Origin of the sequence: Mesorhizobium sp. BR1-1-2 (assembly GCF_020165435.1) — a bacterium.
GTDB lineage: Bacteria > Pseudomonadota > Alphaproteobacteria > Rhizobiales > Rhizobiaceae > Mesorhizobium.
Map to the genome: position 1 here is coordinate 53,615 of NZ_JAIUID010000022.1, position 17,489 is coordinate 71,103.

Annotated in this window: 15 protein-coding genes and 1 pseudogene; 11 read left to right on the plus strand and 5 right to left on the minus strand. The window is 63.8% G+C overall.

The window, feature by feature from the left end; translation table 11 throughout:
• Window positions 1-4: 4 nt before the first annotated feature.
• From LB551_RS28220 to LB551_RS28235, 4 genes are all read left to right on the plus strand, one after another.
• Window positions 5-1,186, plus strand: a complete 1,182-nt coding sequence (locus LB551_RS28220; RefSeq protein ID WP_140553796.1) for an aldose 1-epimerase family protein — start codon at window positions 5-7, stop codon at window positions 1,184-1,186.
• A gap of 82 nt (window positions 1,187-1,268) precedes the next feature.
• Window positions 1,269-2,351 (plus strand): fatty acid desaturase family protein, encoded by a 1,083-nt coding sequence (locus tag LB551_RS28225; RefSeq protein WP_224661249.1) that lies wholly within the window; start codon window positions 1,269-1,271, stop codon window positions 2,349-2,351.
• Window positions 2,352-2,380: 29 nt separating this feature from the next.
• Window positions 2,381-2,692, plus strand: a complete 312-nt coding sequence (locus tag LB551_RS28230; protein ID WP_140553799.1) for a MocE family 2Fe-2S type ferredoxin — start codon at window positions 2,381-2,383, stop codon at window positions 2,690-2,692.
• Window positions 2,693-2,741: 49 nt separating this feature from the next.
• Complete coding sequence (locus tag LB551_RS28235) at window positions 2,742-3,542, plus strand: 3-methyl-2-oxobutanoate hydroxymethyltransferase (protein ID WP_224661250.1); 801 nt, start codon at window positions 2,742-2,744, stop codon at window positions 3,540-3,542.
• On the opposite strand, the gene hutH is transcribed toward LB551_RS28235, so the two are convergent.
• Window positions 3,507-5,024: a histidine ammonia-lyase gene (hutH, locus tag LB551_RS28240; protein WP_224661251.1), complete on the minus strand. Its 1,518-nt coding sequence runs from the start codon at window positions 5,022-5,024 to the stop codon at window positions 3,507-3,509. The two genes, LB551_RS28235 and hutH, sit on opposite strands and share 36 nt — an antisense overlap.
• A pseudogene (locus tag LB551_RS28245) lies at window positions 5,021-6,023 on the minus strand (ornithine cyclodeaminase family protein). Before LB551_RS28245 ends, hutH begins: the two are co-directional and overlap by 4 nt.
• Window positions 6,024-6,136: 113 nt before the next feature.
• Here LB551_RS28245 and LB551_RS28250 point away from each other — a divergent pair.
• Complete coding sequence (locus tag LB551_RS28250) at window positions 6,137-7,570, plus strand: DHA2 family efflux MFS transporter permease subunit (RefSeq protein WP_224661252.1); 1,434 nt, start codon at window positions 6,137-6,139, stop codon at window positions 7,568-7,570.
• Window positions 7,571-7,597: 27 nt separating this feature from the next.
• Here the strand turns inward: LB551_RS28250 and LB551_RS28255 are convergent, their stop codons facing one another.
• Window positions 7,598-7,843: a hypothetical protein gene (locus LB551_RS28255; RefSeq protein WP_224624455.1), complete on the minus strand. Its 246-nt coding sequence runs from the start codon at window positions 7,841-7,843 to the stop codon at window positions 7,598-7,600.
• Here LB551_RS28255 and LB551_RS28260 point away from each other — a divergent pair.
• The 6 genes from LB551_RS28260 (at window position 7,843) to LB551_RS28285 (ending at window position 15,401) form a co-directional block, all read left to right on the plus strand.
• Window positions 7,843-8,829, plus strand: a complete 987-nt coding sequence (locus LB551_RS28260) for an ABC transporter permease (RefSeq protein WP_224624456.1) — start codon at window positions 7,843-7,845, stop codon at window positions 8,827-8,829. The two genes, LB551_RS28255 and LB551_RS28260, sit on opposite strands and share 1 nt — an antisense overlap.
• Window positions 8,830-8,949: 120 nt before the next feature.
• Window positions 8,950-9,975, plus strand: a complete 1,026-nt coding sequence (locus tag LB551_RS28265; protein WP_224624457.1) for a sugar ABC transporter substrate-binding protein — start codon at window positions 8,950-8,952, stop codon at window positions 9,973-9,975.
• A 97-nt stretch (window positions 9,976-10,072) separates the two neighbouring features.
• Window positions 10,073-12,193 carry an ABC transporter permease gene (locus LB551_RS28270; protein ID WP_224624458.1) on the plus strand — a complete coding sequence of 707 codons (2,121 nt, stop codon included), beginning with the start codon at window positions 10,073-10,075 and terminating at the stop codon, window positions 12,191-12,193.
• Window positions 12,193-13,242, plus strand: a complete 1,050-nt coding sequence (locus tag LB551_RS28275) for a hypothetical protein (RefSeq protein WP_140553813.1) — start codon at window positions 12,193-12,195, stop codon at window positions 13,240-13,242. The genes LB551_RS28270 and LB551_RS28275 overlap by 1 nt, the downstream gene beginning before the upstream one ends.
• Window positions 13,242-14,738 carry a sugar ABC transporter ATP-binding protein gene (locus LB551_RS28280; protein WP_140553815.1) on the plus strand — a complete coding sequence of 499 codons (1,497 nt, stop codon included), beginning with the start codon at window positions 13,242-13,244 and terminating at the stop codon, window positions 14,736-14,738. The genes LB551_RS28275 and LB551_RS28280 overlap by 1 nt, the downstream gene beginning before the upstream one ends.
• A 255-nt stretch (window positions 14,739-14,993) precedes the next feature.
• Window positions 14,994-15,401, plus strand: a complete 408-nt coding sequence (locus LB551_RS28285) for a carboxymuconolactone decarboxylase family protein (protein ID WP_224624459.1) — start codon at window positions 14,994-14,996, stop codon at window positions 15,399-15,401.
• Between the two features lie 11 nt (window positions 15,402-15,412).
• Here the strand turns inward: LB551_RS28285 and LB551_RS28290 are convergent, their stop codons facing one another.
• Window positions 15,413-16,300: an amidohydrolase family protein gene (locus LB551_RS28290; RefSeq protein WP_224661255.1), complete on the minus strand. Its 888-nt coding sequence runs from the start codon at window positions 16,298-16,300 to the stop codon at window positions 15,413-15,415.
• A complete protein-coding gene (locus LB551_RS28295; protein ID WP_224624460.1) occupies window positions 16,300-17,436 on the minus strand; it encodes a vWA domain-containing protein in 1,137 nt (378 codons plus the stop codon). Before LB551_RS28295 ends, LB551_RS28290 begins: the two co-directional genes overlap by 1 nt.
• Between the last annotated feature and the right edge of the window lie 53 nt (window positions 17,437-17,489).

Sequence of the window (17,489 nt, forward strand, 5' to 3'; positions counted from 1 at the left end):
CGGCATGGTAGAGCTTTACGGCAGGACGCTCTCGCGCCGGCAGGTTTCGGAACGCTCAGGCATGCTGTCGCAGTTCGCCGGCGTGCGGCTGATGACGCTCGGCGACGGGGTGGAGCGCGGTATCCGCATGCTGGAGTTCCGCACCGGCTCCGGCCTGCGCTTCACCGCACTCGTCGACCGGGCGCTCGACATCGCCGATTGCGACTTCAAGGGCCAGGCGATCGGCTGGCATTCGCCGAGCGGTTTTCGCAACCCCGGTCTTCACGACTATGAGGGGGAAGGGGGGCTGGCCTGGGCACGCTCCTTTTCCGGCTTGCTGGTCACCTGCGGCCTCGACCATATACTGGGTCGGGAAGAGGTGCCGGCCGAGAACTACAACTATCCCGGCAAGAAGACCGTGATCCATTCGCTGCATGGCCGTGTCGGCACCATCCCGGCGCGGCTGACCGGCTATGGTGAGGCGTGGGACGGCGACCGCTGCGTGCTGTGGGCCGAAGGCATCGTGCAGCAATCGGCGGTGTTCGGTGAGGATCTGCATCTGATCCGGCGGATCGAGGCGGATGTCGGCGGCAACGAGATCCGACTGTCCGACCGTGTCGTGAACCATGGTTTCAATCGCACGCCGCATATGTATTTCTACCATGTGAATGTCAGTCATCCCCTGCTTGACGAGGGCTCGCGCTACCTGGCGCCAATCCGCGACGTGGTGTGGGCCGGCCATGCCGGCGAGCGCTATGAGGCGCAGAAGGTCGGCTATCGCACCGTGCCGGAACCGCGGATGGGGTTCAGCGAACAGGTCTGGCAGCACGAGATGGACGCCGATGGAAAGGGCGAGGTACCTGTGGCGGTGGTCAACGACCGGCTCGGCCTCGGCTTCGAAATGGTGACGCGGAAAGACCAACTGCCTTGCGCCTATCAATGGCAGAATTTCCAGGCCGGACAGTATGCGCTGGGCATCGAGCCATCGACGCATCATGTGCTCGGCGATCTCGCCGCGCGCGAACGCGGCGAAATGATCTGGCTGGAGCATGACGAAGGCCGCGCCTACGACGCCGTGTTCCGGGTCCTGGACGGCAGGGAAGCGATCGCCGGCGCCGAAGCCAGGATTGCGGCGATCGCCCGCCAGCCCGAACAGGATTATCCTCGGCCTTCCGGCAATTTCCCAAGACTGGCGGGCCCGGCATGAGCGCGACATGTATTCAAAGCAAGCCCTCCGGCCGGCGGACCGGATTGCGAGTGGTGCGAGTTTGGAGGCCCGTGTGACAACGATGGCAAAAAAGCGGGATTACAGCCTGGTCGGTGAAAGCACTAGGGCCGCGATCGAGACCGGCCTGGCCTACGCCGAATGGTATCACACCGATGTCCCCCGCAAGGTGATGAAGGAGCTGATGCAGCGTTCCGACGGGCCGGCGATCCGCGACACCATCATCTGGATTGTTGCGATCCTGGCCTCGGCCGCCGGCATCGTCTGGTTCTGGGGCTCATGGTGGGTGGTGCCGTTCCTGTTCGTCTACGGCGTGCTCTACGGCTCGTCGAGTGACTCGCGCTGGCACGAATGCGGCCATGGCACGGCCTTCCGCACGCGCTGGATGAACGATGTCGTCTACCACATCGCCTCCTTCATGCTGATGCGCAATCCCGTGCAATGGCGCTGGAGCCATGCCCGCCACCACACCGATACCATCATCGTAGGCCGCGACGCCGAGATCGCCGTCATGCGTCCGCCGGACCTGTTGAAGGCGGCGCTTGCCTTCACCGGCATTCTTGATTTCCGCTATTCGCTGCCGACGCTGGTGCGTCAGGCGTTCGGCAAGCTGTCCGACGAGGAGAAGAGCTACGTTCCGGAAATGGAGTGGGCAAAGGCGGTGACGGCCGCGCGGTGGCATGTCGCCGTGTATATCGCGACGATCGCTGTCGCGGTCGCGCTGAGGTCATGGATACCGGTTGTGCTGATTGGTTTGCCGCGCCTCTACGGCACCTGGCACATGGTAACGACCGGCCTGCTGCAGCATATCGGGCTGGCCGACAATGTCGTCGACCACCGGCTCAACACGCGCACCGTCTACATGAATCCGATCAGCCGGTTCATCTACTGGAACATGAACTATCATGTGGAGCACCACATGTTCCCGATGGTGCCCTATCACGCGCTGCCCAGGCTGCATGAGCTGATCAAGCACGACCTGCCCGAGCCCAACCCGTCGATGTGGCATGCCTACCGCGAGGTCTGGCCGGTCCTGCTCAGGCAGCTGAAATACGAGGACTATTACCTCAAGCGCGAGCTGCCGCCGACGGCCAGGCCCTATCGCGGTGAGTTCCACGAGGTCGATATGTCGGCGGCCGCCGAATAGCGATCGCGAATTTTTTGCAGGAGACCGATATGGCGGATTGGGTTGAAGCGTGCGCGGTGGACGATGTCGAGGAAGAGGATGTCATCCGCTTCGACCATGGTGGCCGAACCTTCGCGATCTATCGCTCCCCGGACAATGAATTCTTCGCCACCGATGGGTTCTGCACGCATGAGAAGGCACATCTCGCCGACGGGCTGGTGATGGACGACATCATCGAATGTCCCAAGCACAATGGCCGCTTCAATTATAAGACGGGCCAGGCCAAGGGCGCGCCGGTCTGCGTCAATCTCGCGACCTATCCGGTGAAGATCGAGGCTGGCAAGGTGATGATCGAGATCTGAAGCGTGGTGACCGATCCGGCACCGCGGCAAGCAAAAGAGGGACGTTTTGATGAGCCGAAAGAGACCGACCGTCGCCGACCTGCGCGCCATGAAGGGCAAGCGTCAGCTGACCATGCTGCGCGTGCTGACCCTGGACGAGGCGGAAGCTGCCGAGCGGGCAGGGATCGATATCGTCTCCGTGCCGCCGGAACTTGTGCTCAACCCGCAATACCGCGATGCGGCACCGAGCCTGTTCACCATGCCGGGAGACAATTTCTACGAAATCGGCACATCGGATGATTTCCTGCGTTGGGCTTTCCGGCTCTACAAGGCCGGCGCCGACGCGGTCTATTGCAGCGCGGGCTACGCCACCATCAAGCGGATGGCGGACGATGCCATCCCCGTCATCGGCCATGTCGGCCTCATTCCATCCCGCGCGACGTGGACCGGCGGCTTCAAGGCGGTCGGCAAGACTGCCGGCGCCGCCATGCAGGTGTTCGAAGCGGTGAAACAGCTCGAGGCCGCCGGCGCCATCGGCGCCGAAATCGAGGTGGTGCCGGTCCAGGTCGCCAAGGCGATCTCCGAGCGTACCTCGCTGATCATGCTGTCGATGGGCGCGGGCACCGGTTGCGACGCGCAATATCTGTTCGCCGAAGATATCCTTGGGCAGAACCGGGGCCACATGCCGCGACACTCCAAGGTCTATCGCAACTTCGCTGCTGAATATGATCGGTTGCAGGCGGAGCGGGTGGCCGCATTCTCCGAATATGTCGCCGACGTCAACAGCGGCGCCTATCCCGAGGACAGGCATGTGGTGCACATGGACCCGGCCGAGCTACGCCTGTTCCTCGACAAGGTCGGCCGGGGCTAAGGTCGCCTGCCAATTCCCATCGGCAAGTGCGGCATGAAGCGCGTCGGCTTCGATGCCGAGCGGCCGATCCTCCCTAAGCGTCGGCATGAGCGCGCGTATCGCCGTATGGATAGCAGCTGTGTGTGGCGCCAGCGTCAGCCCGTCGCGCAGGTCGACGGCCTGGGCGGCGGCCATCAGCTCGAAGGCGATCAGCCGCCGCCACAGCGCAACCATAGCGGCACATTTAGCAATCACCAGCGGCGTCTGCGTGGCATGGTCCTCGACGCCCTCGGAGACGGGCAGGAAATCGAGCATCACCGGATTGGCCTTGTGGCGGATGGCGGCGAGGATCGATGTCACCGTCTTTTGCAGCGGCACGAAGCCGGCCGACGCGCCGCCGACCGGCGACAGGTATTTCGGCAGGCCGTTGCGGCCCGAGCCGGTGAGCTGGATGAAGCGGGCCGCACTTGCGGCCGCGCATTGCGCGATCGCAAGTCCGAGCGTCTCGAAGGCAAGCGACAGCGAGGCAGTGTGAAAATTGCCGGTCGACAGCACCAACTCGTCGTCGCTCAGCACCAGCGGGTTGTCGGCGGCGGCGTTGAGCTCGATCTCGACGGCACGTCTCGCCTGATCGATCGCCTCGATCACGGTGCCATGGATCGAGGGCATGCAGCGGATCGACAGCGGATCCTGCAAGGTGGTCGGCGCCGGCGCCTCGTCACGGGCCAGCAGATCGTGCAGCGCCTTGGCGGCCTCGGCCTGGCCTGCCGCCGGCCGCGCCAGATGCAGGCGGGGATCGAGAATGGTGCGATTGGCGCCGATGCCTTCCATGGTCAGCGCGCCGGCCTGCTGCTGCTGGGCAAGGGCGGACAGCGCATCCGTCACCACAAGCGCGCCGCTGCCCGCGGAAACGGCGGACGCGTTGATCAGCGACAGCCCATCCTTCGGGGCCAGGTCGATGGGGGCCAGGCGAGCCATCACCAGCGCCTTGGCCGCGGGCATGCGCCGGCCCTGATAGTCGGCCTCGCCTTCGCCGATCAGCACGCGGGCGACAGCGGTCATCAGCACGAGATCGCCGGCGCCGATCGAGCCCAGCGACGGCATCACCGGATGGATGCCGGCATTGAGCGTGTCGACCAGGGCGACGAACACTGCGGGCGAAAGGCCGGATCCGCCGACGGCAAGCATCGCCAGCCGGGCAAGCATGGCTGCCCGCACGGTCTCCGCCGGCAGCGCTTCGCCGACGGCGCCGCTGCGGCCTTCCAACAACTGGCGCTGGAAGGCGCTGGCGTCGCCTTTGACCGCAGTGCCAAGATTGGCGCCCAGGCCGGTGTTCAGGCCATAGATTTGCTGGCCGGCGGCGGCCGCCTGGTCGAGCACCTTGCGCGCCTTCTCCAGCCTGCCGAGGACACCCGGTCCGATTTCCACCCTGCGCGCCTCGCGGGCGACAGCGACGACCTCGGCGACGCTTATGCCGCTGCCAGTGAGGACGAGCGCGCTCATGCGAAGCGCAGCCTCTGGCCGATGCCTTGCGCCTGCGCCTTGGCCAGCATTGCCTTGCCGAGCGCGATATCGGATAGCGATAGACCGCGATGCCAGAACAGGATTGTTTCGTCGTCGCTTTCGCGCCCTGTTTTCAGGCCGGCGGCGATCTGGCCGAGCTCGGCATGCAGCGTCTTTTCGCTCAGCCGGCCGGTTTCGACATGGGCGCGCAGCGAGCCGAACTTGCCGCCCTTGCACTGGCCCCAGTCGTCGACGACCATTTTCTGCATGATGTCGGTCAGCGACAGCTCGACCGCACTCATCGTGCCATAGGGCACGACCAGCGCACCACGCTTGATCCAATCGGTCTTCAGCAGCGGCTGCGGCTCCGGCAGCCGCGAGGCCTCGACGACGATGTCGGCGCCCTCGACGCAGCTTTGCCAGTCGGCCACCGCCTTGACCGGCTTGCCGAGGTCGGCGGAGAGCCTGGCGGCAAAGCCGTCGCGGCTTTCCGGCCGGCGCGAATGGACGCGGATCTCGTCGAAGTCGAAGAGGTGGTCGAGCAGGCGCACGTTCCAGTAGGCCGTGCCGCGCGCGCCGATATGGGCAAGCACCTTCGAATTCCTGCGCGCCAGATACCTGGCGCCGATCGCGGTGACGGCGCCGGTGCGCATGTCGGTGATGACGGTGGCGTCGAGGATGGCGCGCGGCGCGCCGGTGCGTGGATCGAACAGATTGAGGATACCGAATTCGGAGGGCAGGCCGTGCAGGTAGTTGTCGACATAGTCGCCGACGATCTTCACGCCCGCGGCATCGAGCGGCGCCACATAGCCGCGCAAAACATTGAAATGGCCGTGAAAGGAGGGATCAGGCTCTAAATGAACGCGCGGCTCGATCACCGTCTGGCCGCTGCCTTGTGCGACCAGGCCGGGTCTCCACGGCGTCGAGGATTTCGGCGTCGGTCATGGCAAGGGCATCGATGTCGAGGGCGTTGAGATAGTCGATATAGATAGGCTTCATGCGTGCACGTTCCTCGGCGCCCCGTTCATCCATAGCAGGCCGCGCCGCGACACGAAAGTTTGTTGGCTCTTGTCTGGACGACATCCGCCAAATGCTGTTCAAAGCGGTCCGTCATGACTGCCATCCCCGAGATTGAAGCTTCAGCCGACCCAGCCAGGAATTCGCGGCGTGTGGCACTGATCGTCGCCATCGCCTTCTTCATGCAGCTCTTGGATTCGACGATCATCTCGACGTCGCTGCCGCAGATGGGCGCCTCCTTCGGCGTGCCGGCGGTGGCGATGAGCATCGGCATCACCATCTATATGCTGACCATGGCGGTGTTCGTGCCGCTGTCGGGCTGGCTCGCCGACCGGTTCGGCGCGCGCAACATCTTCCTGGTGGCGATCGCACTGTTCATGCTGGCTTCGCTCGCCTGCGGCTTCTCCGAGAATCTCACCGAGTTCGTGGCGGCGCGCGCCGCGCAAGGGCTCGGCAGCGCATTGATGGCGCCGGTCGGCCGCATCCTCGTGCTGCGCAACGCGTCGAAATCGGAACTGCTCAACGCAACCGCGCTCATCACCTGGCCGGCGCTGTTCGCGCCGGTGATCGGGCCGGTGCTCGGCGGGTTCATCACCACCTATCTGTCCTGGCACTGGAATTTCTTCATCAACATCCCACTCGGCGCCCTCGGGCTGGCGCTGGTTGCCCGCTTCATCCCCGGCGATCGTGAAGCCGATCCCAAGCGACTTGACTGGCCGGGTTTTTTCCTGACATCGGCGGGACTTGCTTGCCTGCTCTACGGCCTCGAGCGCATTGCGCATCCCGACGACGGCGTGCTGCCGACGGTGCTGCTGATCGCGGCAGGGACCGTCATCGGCTGGCTGGCGGTGCGGCATCTCCAGCGCGCGCCCCATCCGCTGCTCGACCTGTCCTCGTTCAAGGTGCTGACCTTCGCTATCTCGACGCTTGCGGCCGGCACCATATTCCGCGTCGCGATCAACGCCACGCCCTTCCTGCTGCCGCTTTTGTTCCAGGTCGGCTTTGGCATGAGCCCGGTCGATGCCGGCATGATGATCCTGGCCTATTTCCTCGGCAATCTCGGGATGAAGACGGTGACGACGCCGATTCTGCGCCGCTTCGGCTTTCGTTCGGTGATGGTCGTCAACGGCGTCATTGCATCCGCGTCGATCATGGCGTGCGCGGCGATCTCGCCGCAGACGCCGCAGGCGCTCATGGTGGGGCTGATGCTGATCGCCGGCCTGTCGCGTTCCATGCAGTTCACGGCGCTGAACACTCTGGCCTTCGCCGATATCGTCGCAGCGCAGCGCAGCTCGGCGGCGACGCTCTCCTCGATGCTGCAGCAGGTGGCAATGCTGTTCGGTGTGGCGATAGCGGCGGCGATCCTCAATTTGTCGCAGATCGCCAGGGCCCAGCCTGCGCTGGACCTCGTCGATTTTCGAGTCACCTTCCTGGTGATCGGCGTCATCGGGCTGGTGGCGTCGTTCCGTTTCCTGGTGTTGCCGAGGACCGCCGGCGCCGAGGTTTCCGGCCACATGGCCGGGAACTGAAATCGAATCTTCCCATCTACCGCACGGTTAAATTCCATCTTCGCCTTGCGCCTTGGTGTCGTGCTTGCGCAAGACGCAGGGATGGCGCAAACAATTGCCAAAAGTGCTGGAGTTTCCGGGCATTGCGCCAGCTTCAGCAATCAATGCGTCCACATCGCGAGTCTCGTCGGCAGTCCGTGTTTTGAACGCGGATTCATTTGACGAACCGACGTTGAGCCGATTAGCTTTCTTTCCCAGGGTCGGCAGCGCTGCCGCCGGGGTGAAGACAGACAATGAACGCGATCGGTCGGCCGAGTTTCAAGAGCCTGAACCAGGAGGGTATTGTCTTTGCCATAGCGGTGATGCTGTTCATTGCCGCGGCCATAGGCCTGCCGGGCTTCATCGCTCCGAACAATCTCGTTGCCATCGTTCGTTCGGTCTCGGTATTGGGCATATTGGCGTTGGGCATGGCGGTCGTCATCATCGGCCGCGGCATCGACCTGTCGGCGGTGGCGATCATGGCGATGTCGGTCGCCTGGTATCTGCAGTTGATGAATTCAGGAACGCCTGACGGGCTCGCCTTCGCCTATGTGCTGGCCGGCGTGCTCGCCATCGGCCTGCTCAACGGTTTTCTTGTCGCCTATGCCGACGTGCCGGCGATTTTCGTGACGCTGGCGACCGGCTCCTTCGTCTTCGGCTATGTGCGCTCGCAACTGATCACGCAGGATGCCGTTCCGGTGCCGCAGGGCCATTGGGTGGAACTGCTCGGCGGCATGCGCCTCCTCGACATTCCCATCGAGGTGTTCGTCTTCGCTGGGCTCGCCTTCCTGTTCTTCCTGTTCCTGCGCTACACCAAATGGGGCCGCTACATCTATTTCGCCGGCGACAATCCGGTCGCCGCGCGCAACATCGGCGTGCCGGTGCGGCCGATGCTGGTACTGCGCTATGTGCTTTCCGCCTTCGTCGCGCTGATTGCCGGCCTGCTGACGGCGGCCAGCCTGCATTCGATCAACACCCGCGTCGTCAACTCGACGCTGCTCTACGACATCGTGCTGGTGGCGGTGATCGGCGGCATCGGCCTTTCGGGCGGGCGAGGTGGGGTGCGAAACGTGCTGGTCGGAGCGGCGCTGATCGGCATCCTGCTCAATGCGATGACCATCATCGACATTCCGCTGCTCTACCAGAACCTGATCAAGGCGGCGATCCTGCTCGGTGCCATCATCGTCGACGGCATCATCAATCCGCGCGACGAACAGACGGCGCAGCAGGGCGACATCTAGAGCATGATCCCGAAAAATGGGAACCGGTTTCGGAAGAGATCATGCTCAAACAGGAAGACTAAGCCAAAGCGGACGGTTGGGGCCGGCCGCTGATAACAACGACCAACCAGAGGATGTGACATGAAACTGATCAAGACACTCATGGCGGCCGCTACGGCGCTTGCCGTCACGGCCTTCGTGGCGCCGAGCTTCGCTGCCGACGATCCGGGTCCCGCTGCCTATGCGCAGGCACTCAAGGGCAAACGCGTCATGCTGGTGCCGCTGGCGATGGGCTTCGACCTGGCGCAGGGCTGGGCTCACTATCTGAAGACCGAAGTCGAGGCCTGGGGCGGCACGTTCGAGACGCGCGACCCGAACTGGGTCGTCGATGCCGGCGCGCAGGCGATCACCGACGCCATCTCGTCAGACACCAGGCCTGATGTGCTGATCATCCACGCCCCGGATCTCAACTCCTACTCCAAGCTGATGAAGAAGGCGCAGGCAGCCGGCACCTATGTGATCCTGGTCGACAATCCCGCCAATTTCCCGGCCGATGCCTTTGTCGGCAGCGATTGGGACCGGCTCGGCCAACTCGAGGCGGAAGCCGCGATCAAGGGCTGCGGCGAGAACTCGTCCAAAAAGATCGGGCTGGTGCAGGGCGACCAGGCGAATTCCTCCAGCCTCTACCAGTACGCCGGCATCATGAAGGTGCTGGACAAGCATCCCGACTTCCAGGTCGTCGCCAAGCCGGACTCCAACTGGGACGCCACCACCTCGCGCAATGTGACCACAACGATGCTGCAGCAGCATCCCGACATCTGCTCCATCATCGACTTCTGGGACGGCGACGCCACCGGCGCGTCCGCTGCGATCCGCGACGCCAAGCTCGACGGGAAGGTTTTTCTCGTCACCACTGGCGGCGGCGAAAAGGCGGCCGACTGCGACAAGCTGGCCGACGGCACCTATGGCGCGGTTGTCATGACCGACCTTGCCCGACAGTCGGGGGACATGAACGCCATCATAAAGTTCCTGCTGCAGAGCGGCCAGCCGGCCGGCACGTCGCACACCTACATCTACACGCTGGAGAAGGCGACGACCAAGGCCGACCTCAAGCCCGACAGCTGCTGGGACCTGAAGGCTCTGCAGGCCGAAGCGGCGGCGAAGTAACCGGTTCTCGTGAAACCGATAGCTGCGAGGTGGCCGGACCGTCCGGCCACCTCTTTCTCTTTCCTTTTCCTTTTTCTCTCGCGGCAGCAGTGAGCCGATGTCCTTTCGCGAACGCCTCCAGTCCTGGCGCTACAATCTCGTTCCCGACCATCTGGTCGGCGAAATCCTGACCAAGCGCTGGACCGACAACGCCATTCCCTTCCTGGCGCTGGTGGCGACACTCAGCGTGTTCGGTTCGATCATTCCGGGCTTCTTCAAACTGACCTCGCTGCAGGAATCGACCCGCCAGCTCGGCGAATTCTCGATGGTCGTCACCGGCATGACGGTGGTGATGCTGGGCGGCGGCATCGACCTGTCGGTCGGCTCGATCTTTGCGCTGTCCTGCTTTTCCGCCGTCTATGTCTTCTTCATCCTCGAACAGTCGATCTGGCTGGCGCTGGCCGCTTCGCTCGCCGCCGGCCTCGTCTTCGGCGCCGTCAACGGCTATCTCGTCGGTTACCTCAGGCTGCGCGCCTTCCTCACCACGCTGGTCACCTTCATTTTCGGGCGGGCGCTGTTCGATATCCTGGTCACCACCTATGCCGCCGACGTGCAGCTTTCCCAGGCCACCTCCGATGTGCTCGACTTCATCGGCGACGGCACCTTCTGGGGCCTGTCGGTCTCGGTGTGGCTGGCCATTATCCTCGCCATCGTCACTCATATCGCGCTGACGCGCTCGCGGCCCGGCTGGCATGTGCTGGCGGTCGGCGGCTCCCGGCGTTCGGCTCACAATGCCGGCATCCGTGTGCGCCGCACCGTGTTCATGACTTATGTCTTCTCAGGCTTCTGCGCCTCGATCGGCGGCTTCCTCATCGCCTGCCGCTTGAGCGGGGCGGGGCCAGGCACCGGCCTCAACCTCGAGATCATGGCGCTGACCGCGGCGGTGGTCGGCGGCGTCAGCCTTGGCGGCGGGCGCGGCTCGGTGATCAAGGGGCTGATGGGCGCCATCATCGTCTTGACCATGACCAACGGGCTGATCCGGCTGGGCTACGGCACCGGCACCAACCAGATGGTGCTGGGCATCATGCTGGCGGTGGCGGTGACGATCGACATCCGCTGGTTGAAGAATCGCCACAAGGTGCTGAACGAGGTCTACGTCGCGCCGGTCTATCTCAGGATGGGCGAGACGCAGTCGGCGGCGCCCGGTTCTGGCACGCCTTATGAACTCGACAACGGGCTGTCGGGCGCCGACCATATCGGGCTCGGCGAACTGGAAGGACCGGAAGATGTCATCCTCGACCGTGACGATCATCTCTATTGCGGCACGCGCCATGGCGAGATCGTCCGCTTCTTCGCGCCGGACTACGTGAAGTCGGAAGTGTTCGCTCATATCGGCGGCTTTCCGCTCGGCCTTGCCTTCGACAAACCAGGCAATCTGATCAGTTGTGTCGGCGCCATGGGGCTCTATTCCGTCTCGCCCGATCGCGAGGTGAAACGCCTGTCGGCCGAAACGTCGCGCTCCTGGACGTCGGTCGTCGACGACGCACGGCTGCGCGATCCCAACGACTGCGACATAGCGCCGGACGGCCGCATCTATTTCACCGACTCGACCAAGCGCTACGACGCGCATGACTGGGCGCTGGATTCGATCGAGAACCGCGCCACCGGCCGCCTGCTGGTCTACGACCCGAAGGACGGATCGACCAGGACGCTGCTCGACGGCTACCGCTACACCAATGGTGTGTGCATGGCGCATGACGGCAAGTCGCTGTTCTTCGCCGAGAGCTGGGTCTGCCGTGTGCATCGCTACTGGCTGGAAGGGCCGAAGGCCGGCACCGCCGAATGCGTTATCCGGGACATGCCGGGCTATCCTGATAACATCAACCGCGCTTCCGACGGCAATTACTGGATGGCGTGGCTCGGCATGCGCACGCCGAGCTTCGACCTGTCGCTGCGCCATCCCGACATGCGCAAGCGCATGACGCGACGGCTGCCGCAGGACGAATGGCTGTTCCCCAACATCAACACCGGGGGCGTCGTGAAATTTACGGAAAAAGGCGGCATCGTCGAAGCGATGGGCGACCTCTCGGGCGGCGCGCATCCGATGGTCACCTCGATGCGCGAGCATAAGGGATATCTTTTCGTCGGCGGCATCCTCAACAACCGCATCGGCCGCTACAAGATTGCTGGCGCCGACCCGAATTGGACCAGCCCGGCTTCCTATTGGGGAGCAAAGTAATGATCCTCGATCCGATCCTGGATATATTTCGCGGCAAGGCGGTGACGATCCCGCCGCTGGACGGCGCTTTCCGCCCCAACACGCGGCTCGATGATGCGCCGGCTTTTGTCGAACTGACCGAGCCGGACAATCTGCTGGTGGCTGGCGACAAGCTGCTCGTTTCCAGCGGCAACGCCGTCTATTCGATTGCCGCCGGAACCGCGCCCAAGCTGGTCGAGACCTTTTCGTCCACCGTTTCCGCGCTGGCGCTCTCGCCATCGGGCGAGCTGGCGGTCGGATTGGAAAGCGGCAAGTTGCTGGTCGGCGGCAGGGATGTTTCGCTGCCGGCCGGTGTCAGCTGCATCACCGCGCTCGCCTATGCCGACGACGGCGCGCTGTGGCTGGCCAATGGTTCGGCTGAATACGCGCCATCGCAATGGGCCGCCGATTTGATGAAGAAAGGCGCGTCGGGATCGCTTTGGAAGCAGGATGCGGCAGGCGGGGACTTCCGCAAGCTGGCCGGCGCCATCGCCTTTCCCTATGGGCTCCATCCCGTCGGCGGGGACGTGCTGGTCAGCGAGAGCTGGCGCCATCAGCTCATCCGCTTCGGTGCGGCAAGCGGCAGCCGCTCGACGGTGTTGACCCATCTGCCCGGCTATCCCGCGCGGCTGTCGCCATCCGCCGATGGAGGCGCCTGGCTGACGCTGTTTGCGCCGCGCAACCGGCTGATCGAATTCGTGCTGCAGGAGACGCATTACCGTCAGGACATGATCGAGCAGGTGCCGCCGGCCTACTGGATCGCACCGGCGCTGGCCTCAAGCCGCAGCTTCCTCGAACCGCTGCAATGCGGCGGCATCCGCACGATGGGCATCCACAAGCCCTGGTCGCCGAGCCGCTCCTACGGTCTGGTGGTCAGGCTCGACCAGAACATGCAGCCTCGGTTCAGCCTGCACAGCCGCGCCAACGGCATACGTCACGGCATTTGCAGCGTGCTTGAAAAAGATGGCGAACTGTTTGTCGCCTCGAAGGGCGGCGACTGCGTGTTGGCTATCGCTTCGGGAAGTTTTTGATGGAACCGATCGTTCGCCTGGAGAATGTCACCAAGAATTATCGCGGCGTGCCCGCGGTGAAGAACGTCACCTTCGACCTGCGCAAGGGCGAGATCCACGCGCTGCTCGGCGAGAACGGCGCCGGCAAGTCTACGCTGACCAAGGTCATCGCCGGCGTGGTCGGCGCCAGTTCGGGCAAGATGTTCCACAAGGGCCGGGAGATCGCCTACGCCTCGCCGCACGCAGCGCTCGAAGCCGGCATCGCCATGGTGTTCCAGGAAACCAGCTTGGTGCCGTCGATGACGGTGGCGCAGAATCTTTATCTCGGTACCGAGAAATTCCTCAACCGGCTGCGCGGCACCTACATTTCCGCGCAGCAGTTCCTGCAGTCGTTGAATTTTCCGGTCGACCCGAACGCGATGGTGGCGACGCTTGGCGCGGCCAAGCGCCAGATGGTCGAGATCGCGCGCGCCGTGCACCACAATGCCGAGATCATCATCTTCGACGAGCCGACCGCGACGTTGACGCCGGAGGAGAAGCGGCACTTCTTCGCGCTGATCCGGCGCCTCAAGGCGCGCGGCGTCTCCATCGTCTTCATCAGCCATGCGCTGGAAGAGGCGCTGCTGATTGCCGACCGCATCACCATCCTGCGCGATGGCGAGTTGGTCATCACCGACGACACGGCGGCCTTCGATCGCGACCGGATCGTCGCCGCCATGGTCGGGCGCACGCTATCGGGGCAGATCTATCGCCAGCGAGACGAGGCCAAGCTGCGCAAGGCGGGGAAGAAAGTTCTGTCGGTGCAGGACATCTCAATGAGCAATGTCGTGCGCAACAATTCGTTCTCGATCTTCGAAGGCCAGATCACCGGCGTGTTCGGGCTGATCGGTTCCGGCCGCACCGAGACGTTCAAAATCGTGTCCGGCATCTACAAACGCGATTTCCTGCGCGGCGGGGCGATCGAGCTGGACGACAGGCCGGTGCGCTACCTCGTGCCGAGCGAAGCGGTGGCCGATGGCATCGTCTACGTCACAGAGGATCGCAAGAGCGAAGGCATTTTCGAGACGATGGGCATCGCCGAGAACCTGTTCGGCGGGCTGCTGGCAGCAGGCCGCGAAAAGGGCTGGGTGATCAACCAGCAGGAGATGCGCGCGCTTTCAGCCGAATGGACCAAGACGCTGAACATCAAGGCGATCAACGACAATGCGCGCGTGGTCGAGCTCTCCGGCGGCAACCAGCAGAAGGTGGTGATCGGCAAGGGGTTGGTGCAGAAGCCGCGCATCGTCATCTTCGACGAGCCGACGCGCGGCGTCGATGTCGGGGCCATCGCCGAAATCCACCAGATCATCAACCGGCTGGCCGACGAGGGTCTGGCCGTGGTCGTCATCTCGTCCTACCTGCCGGAGATCATGAACCTGTCCGACCGGATCCTGGTCTGCCGTCAGGGCCGCATCGTCGAGGAGTTTTCGCCGGCGGAGGCGACGGAGGAGAAGATCATGTATGCCGCGGTGCATTAGAGCTGTGTCGGTATTCAGGTGAGGCCGGCCTGCAAACGCTGGCTTCCTGCGCTTCAGGTGCTCACGTGCTTCAAGTACACTCTGCTCCGGTTCTCGGAACCCGCCGTTTTCGAGTCGGCCTGACCTGAATCTCGACACACCGTCGCGATGCCGTTTGCACTGCAAAAGCGAATAGGCGAATGAAGTGAATGGATTGGCGGCGGCTGTTCAGCGTCCGATTCAATCGTGCGGCATCGAGAAACGAAAGGAAACACCATGTCTACCACCAGACTTCTGAACGATGCCGAGGTGGAGAAAATCCCGGCAGTGAAGGCGGTGTTCGATGATATCCGCGCGACGCGTAAATCCGATTTCGTCAATAATTTCTGGCGTGGGCTGGCCAATGATCCTGCGGCGCTGAAGCGGGTGTGGGAGCAACTCAAGGCGGTCATGGTCGCCGACAGCGCGATCGATCCGTTGACCAAGGAGATGATCTACATCGCGGTGTCGACCGCCAATGGCTGCTCCTACTGCGTCCATTCGCACACCGCGGCGGCGCGGGCCAAGGGCATGACAGACGCACAGCATGGCGAGCTGGTGTCGATCATCGGGTTGGCGGGACAGACCAACCATCTGGTGACGGCAATGCAGATCCCGGTCGATCCACAGTTCGAGGTGAGATGAGGAAAGATGCGCTACACCGGCCTATAAACCTTCTCCGCCGCGTTCCAGAAAATGTCGGCTTCCGCCGCCGTGCCATGCTTCTCCACCGCATCGCGGTGCGCCTTCATCAGTTCGGCGTGGCTGGTCCACAGTTTTTCGATGGGAAAGTTCGAGCCGAACATCAGATGATCGCTGCCCAGAATGTCGATCGCATTGTCGATGATGTAGGCGATCAGCGCCGGGTCGTTGCGGTGAACGAAGGTGCCGAGGCCCGAAAGCTTGGCGTAGAGATTGGGTGCCCCCGACAGCGTGCGCAGTCCGGCCTTCCAGGCTTCGGTGGTTTCCGGTTCCATGCCGGTCAGCATGCCGGTGTGAGTCAGGATGAAATTCGTCTCCGGGTTTTCGCCGACCAGCGTCAGCCCGTCCTTCATCTGGGCGGGGAAGAGCTGCAGGTCGAAGGACAGGCCATAATCCTTCAGCCGCGCGACGTTGGCGCGGACCTTGGGGTCGATCACCTGATCGGCCGAGGCGGCGAAGCGGAAGGCCGGGGTCTCGTGCCAGTGCAGTTGCATGCGCACGCCGCGCAGCAGCCTGTATTTCATCAACCGGTCGATCTGCGGCCTGACATCGTCCATTGTCATGTCGGCATAGCCGACGATAGCGTGCGGCCAGCCGGTCTCGTCGGCGGTCTGCTGCAGGAAGGCGACCTCGTTCTCGAAATCCTCCTTGGCCCAGTTGGTCTGGACATAGACGGCTTTTTCGACGCCCGAACCTTTTTGGTCGGCCAGAAATTCACCGATCGGATAGTCGCGGCGGATCGGCTCGTAGGGGCCGAAGATGCGCGGCACCATCGGGCCGACCAGCCATGGTTGGTCTTTCTGGCGCCAGATGTGGAAATGCGCGTCGATGGCTTTCTGCATCACGATACCCTTTTCCAGATGGTCGCGGCCGCCGGGGCGGGGCGTGCGAGCGACAGGATGAAATCGGTGAGGCCGGCCAGCGACGAGCCGTCGACCAGATCGTCGAGGTCGGGCAGGATGGCGCGCAGCGCCGCTGTCGCCGGCTGGAAGCGTGGATCGCCGGCCAGCGGGGTCGCCAGCGATAGCCGGAAGGCGCGGGCGCTAAGCCTGCGCATGGCAATCTCCAGTTCGGCATGGTCGCCGCGCTCCAGCGCGTCGGAGAGAATGACGACCGCGGCGCCGCGCGTGAACGACGAAAAGCGCGGCACCGAGAGGAATGCCAGCAGGGTCGGTCCCATGCGGGTACCGCCATCCCAATCGTCGACCTGGCTTGCTGCCCACGCCAGCGCCTGATCGCGGTCGCGGATGCGCAATGCCGAGGTGATGCGGGTGAGCCGCGTGCCGAAGGTGAATGTCTCGGCGCGATCCGCGCCCTGCACGGCGGCATGCGCCAGCTTGAGATAGTCGGCGGTGTGCAGTTTCATCGAGCCTGAGACATCGATCAGCAGCAACAGCTTGCGCGGCACGATCTGGCGGCGACGCAATAGCGGCCAGGGGACATCGCCATCGGCGCCGACAATTTCCCTGAGCGAGCGGCGCAGGTCGAGCTTGCCGCGGGAATGAGTACGCACCGTGCGGAAGGAGCGACGGGCGGGCAGGGCCGATGACAGCTTTCGGCGAAAGGTGGTCAGACTGTCGTGGTCGCGCTGGAAGTCGCGCGTGCTCAACTGCTCCAGGGCCGAAGACAACTCGCCGCCTTCCTGCCTCTGCTCGGCCTCGATCCGTTCATCGTCGGCACCGCCATCATCCTTGATGCGCGTTTCCTCGTCGGCGTCGCCTTCGATCACGGCTGACGCGTTGCCATAGAAATGGCTCTGGAAATGGGCTTCGAATTCGGCGCGGCGATCGGGCGGCGGCGCCAGCGTGGCAAGGGCTGCCTCGCGTATGTCCGCCATCGAGCGTGGTCCGAGCAAGGTTATCGCTTGCATGAAGCTGGTGACTTGTTCGGGGGCGATGGCAAAGCCGTAGCGGCGCAGCATCCGGCCGAAGCTGAGGAAGGGCGCCGCCGCACGGGGCAAGCTACGGTCGCGCGGCATGGCAGAAATATTCCAACCGTTGCGTTCCTTCGCGCCCCCCTCTGTCCTGCCGG

Excerpts from the sequence above, each read along its gene's own strand:
- LB551_RS28220 (WP_140553796.1), top strand. The coding sequence starts at position 5 with ATGGTAGAGCTTTACGGCAGGACGCTCTCGCGCCGGCAGGTTTCGGAA.
- LB551_RS28225 (WP_224661249.1), top strand. The coding sequence starts at position 1,269 with ATGGCAAAAAAGCGGGATTACAGCCTGGTCGGTGAAAGCACTAGGGCC.
- LB551_RS28230 (WP_140553799.1), top strand. The coding sequence starts at position 2,381 with ATGGCGGATTGGGTTGAAGCGTGCGCGGTGGACGATGTCGAGGAAGAG.
- LB551_RS28235 (WP_224661250.1), top strand. The coding sequence starts at position 2,742 with ATGAGCCGAAAGAGACCGACCGTCGCCGACCTGCGCGCCATGAAGGGC.
- hutH (WP_224661251.1), bottom strand. The coding sequence starts at position 5,024 with ATGAGCGCGCTCGTCCTCACTGGCAGCGGCATAAGCGTCGCCGAGGTC.
- LB551_RS28250 (WP_224661252.1), top strand. The coding sequence starts at position 6,137 with ATGACTGCCATCCCCGAGATTGAAGCTTCAGCCGACCCAGCCAGGAAT.
- LB551_RS28260 (WP_224624456.1), top strand. The coding sequence starts at position 7,843 with ATGAACGCGATCGGTCGGCCGAGTTTCAAGAGCCTGAACCAGGAGGGT.
- LB551_RS28265 (WP_224624457.1), top strand. The coding sequence starts at position 8,950 with ATGAAACTGATCAAGACACTCATGGCGGCCGCTACGGCGCTTGCCGTC.
- LB551_RS28270 (WP_224624458.1), top strand. The coding sequence starts at position 10,073 with ATGTCCTTTCGCGAACGCCTCCAGTCCTGGCGCTACAATCTCGTTCCC.
- LB551_RS28275 (WP_140553813.1), top strand. The coding sequence starts at position 12,193 with ATGATCCTCGATCCGATCCTGGATATATTTCGCGGCAAGGCGGTGACG.
- LB551_RS28280 (WP_140553815.1), top strand. The coding sequence starts at position 13,242 with ATGGAACCGATCGTTCGCCTGGAGAATGTCACCAAGAATTATCGCGGC.
- LB551_RS28285 (WP_224624459.1), top strand. The coding sequence starts at position 14,994 with ATGTCTACCACCAGACTTCTGAACGATGCCGAGGTGGAGAAAATCCCG.
- LB551_RS28290 (WP_224661255.1), bottom strand. The coding sequence starts at position 16,300 with ATGCAGAAAGCCATCGACGCGCATTTCCACATCTGGCGCCAGAAAGAC.
- LB551_RS28295 (WP_224624460.1), bottom strand. The coding sequence starts at position 17,436 with ATGCCGCGCGACCGTAGCTTGCCCCGTGCGGCGGCGCCCTTCCTCAGC.